Here is a 2,823-nt window from a genome sequence, read left to right on the forward strand (position 1 = left end):
CGTGCCGCAGCGCAGTCTCTACTCGATGCGGGGCATCAGGTGGTCCTGCACGCGCGGTCGACGGATCGTGCGGCGGCGGTCGCCGACCTCGCCTCACGCTGCGTCGGAGTTGCGGTCGGCGATCTCCGCAGCGCTGCCGAAACCCGCAGCATCGCCGAACAGGTCAACGCGATCGGGCGCATGGATGCGGTCATCCACAACGCCGGCATCTATCGCGAGCATGGCCGCGACGCGACGCCCGAGGGCCATGCCAGTACACTCGCGGTGAATACCCTCGCGCCCTACATGCTGACGGCGCTGATCCACCGTCCCGATCGGCTGGTCTATCTCAGCAGCGGGCTGCATCGCGGCGGCGCGGGCTCGCTCGACGACCTCGACTGGACGAAGCGGCCCTGGGACCCGGCACAGGCCTATGCCGAAAGCAAGCTTCACGTCGTCGCGCTGGCCTTCGCGCTGGCGCGGCGCTGGCCGGAGGTGCTGAGCAACGCCGTCGATCCCGGCTGGGCCCGCACCAGGATGGGCGGCCCAGGCGCCCCGGTCGACTTGGAGACAGGGCAGCGCACCCAGGCCTGGCTTGCGGCCAGCAACGAGCCTGCTGCCTTGGTCAGCGGCCGCTATTGGCACGACCTCCGGCAGCAGCAGCCGGCTCGGGAAGCGACGGACCCTGCCTTCCAGGACCGGCTGATTGCCAAGCTCTGCACGCTGAGCGGTGTCGAGCTGCCTCAAGCCTAGTCGTCGTACCGATCAAGTCAGAATTGGACGGTACGCGGGATCGCTGACGGCGAGGCGGTCCATCGCCGGCCGATCCGTCATGGCTTGTCGGCCGAACCTGCATGCTATGGTCGGTGCCAGCAGAAGACCGGGACCGGCGATCGGGAAGGACGAAGCGATGCGCGCAGTTGGATTGTTCACCCATGGCGGTCCTGAGGTTCTCCAGGTCGTCGAGTTGCCCGAAGTGCATGCCGGCCCGGGCGAGGTGCGGATCCGCGTCCATGCCGCGACGGTCAACCCGACCGACGTTGGGGTCCGCAACGGCTCGCGCGCCGAACAGCAGAAGGCCGATCCGCCGCCTTACGTGCCGGGAATGGAGGCGGCGGGAATCATCGACGAAGTCGGAAGCGGCGTTCCCGACAGGCTCAAGGTCGGCGACGCCGTCATCGCGATCGTGGTGCCGAAAGGCAGCCATGGTGCCTATCGCGAGCAGATCGTGCTCGATGCGCGATCGGTCGGGCGCGCCCCGGCCGGCAAGACTTACGCCGAGGCTGCCACCTTGCCGATGAACGGGCTGACGGCGCGGCGGTCGCTCGACCTGCTTGCCCTGTCTCCCGGGCAGGTCATCGCTGTAACCGGCGCCGCGGGCGCCTATGGCGGCTACGTCATCCAGCTTGCCAAGGCCGATGGGCTGACCGTCATCGCCGATGCCTCCGAGAAAGACGAAAAGCTGGTTGCCTCGCTCGGCGCCGATATCGTTGTTCGCAGGGGCGACGACGTCGCGTCGCGGATTCGCGACCACTTCCCGCAAGGCGTCGACGGGCTCGCGGATGGAGCGCTGCTCAACGAGCGGGCCATCCCCGCGGTTCGCGACGGCGGCGCCTTCACGTCCCTTCGCGGGTTTCCGGGTGTCCCGCAGCGGGATATTCGCTTCACGGCGACCATGGTGCGCGCCTACGCACAGGAGTTCGAGAAGCTCGATCGACTCCGCCAGCAGGTCGAGGCCGGCCAGATCACGCTTCGCGTGGCAGAAATCTATCCGCCGGAAAAGGCGGCCGACGCCCATCGTCGGCTGGAGGCGGGCGGCACGAGAGGGCGGCTGGTCATCCAATTCTAGAGCGGAAAGCAACGTGCGGAGCGATCAGCGCTGTCACGTACTGCCAGTCTTCGAGAAATAATGGCCCCACATCTCGCGGTCGCTGCCGGTGTGGCGATAGACCCGCCGCTCGGGGAACAGGCGCTGCCCGCCGGTGGGGTGGAGCGCCTTGCGTTCCGGCAGGCCCAGCTCTCCGGCGCGCCGCCTGCCACTAGGACGACAAGTGTTTGATTCCAGGGCTGATTTCTGTCTGCTGGAAAAGTGGTAGCGGAGGAGGGACTCGAACCCCCGACACGCGGATTATGATTCCGCTGCTCTAACCAGCTGAGCTACTCCGCCAGCGCCGGCCGCGGGACCGTGGGCGCGCGGATATAAGAAGCGGGGCGGAAAGCTGTCAAGGAAACCGCGGCCCTCCACTACCAGGCCGTGAATCTCCGCCGCGTGCGTGGCTGTCCGCCGGCAGCGCCGGGCGGTGGCGCGGCAAAATTGCCTGCAAAGATGTGCGCTGCGCCTTCCCCGGAAGATGTATGAGACGGGCGACGATACGCGCTGTTGAGGAGGGCAGTCATTGCGCACGCAGGTCGGCATCATCGGTTCGGGCCCGGCGGGCCTGCTGCTCGCCCAGTTGCTGCATCGCGACGGCATCGACAGCGTCGTCATCGAGCGCCGCAGCGCCGAGTACGTGCTCTCGCGCGTCCGCGCCGGGGTGCTGGAGCCCGGCACCGTCGCCCTGCTCGACGGGGCAGGGGTCGGCGAGCGGATGCGCCGCGAGGGCATGGTCGATGACTTCGTCGACATCTCGTTCGAGGGCACCCACTACCGCTTCAACATCAAGGCGCTGACCGGCCGCTCCATGATGGTCTACGGCCAGACCGAGATCACCCGCGATCTCATGGACGCCCGCGCCGCCTCGGACGCGCCGGCCCTCTACGAGGCGGAGGCGCTCGCTGTCACCGGGCTGGAGAGCGAGTGCCCGCGGGTGCAGTTTCGCCGCGCCGGTGCGGTCGAGGAACTCG

Annotated in this window: 3 protein-coding genes and 1 tRNA gene; 3 read left to right on the forward strand and 1 reads right to left on the reverse strand. The window is 68.2% G+C overall.

Going from position 1 to position 2,823, the window contains the following annotated elements; all coding sequences use genetic code 11:
• Nucleotides 1-732, forward strand: a 732-nt coding sequence (locus tag VFT73_RS12710; RefSeq protein ID WP_326411689.1) for an SDR family oxidoreductase, incomplete at its 5' end; no start/stop codon positions are given.
• 157 nt (nt 733-889) lie between these two features.
• Complete coding sequence (locus tag VFT73_RS12715; RefSeq protein WP_326411691.1) at nt 890-1,828, forward strand: NADP-dependent oxidoreductase; 939 nt, start codon at nt 890-892, stop codon at nt 1,826-1,828.
• 241 nt (nt 1,829-2,069) lie between these two features.
• Here the strand turns inward: VFT73_RS12715 and VFT73_RS12720 are convergent.
• Nucleotides 2,070-2,146, reverse strand: a tRNA-Met gene (locus tag VFT73_RS12720).
• 229 nt (nt 2,147-2,375) lie between these two features.
• Between VFT73_RS12720 and VFT73_RS12725 the strand changes: the two genes are divergently transcribed.
• On the forward strand, nt 2,376-2,823 hold a 448-nt coding region (locus tag VFT73_RS12725; protein ID WP_326411693.1), incomplete at its 3' end, for an FAD-dependent monooxygenase.

The organism is Sphingomonas sp. (genome assembly GCF_035758555.1).
GTDB lineage: Bacteria > Pseudomonadota > Alphaproteobacteria > Sphingomonadales > Sphingomonadaceae > Sphingomonas_B.

Excerpts from the sequence above, each read along its gene's own strand:
- VFT73_RS12715 (WP_326411691.1), top strand. The coding sequence starts at position 890 with ATGCGCGCAGTTGGATTGTTCACCCATGGCGGTCCTGAGGTTCTCCAG.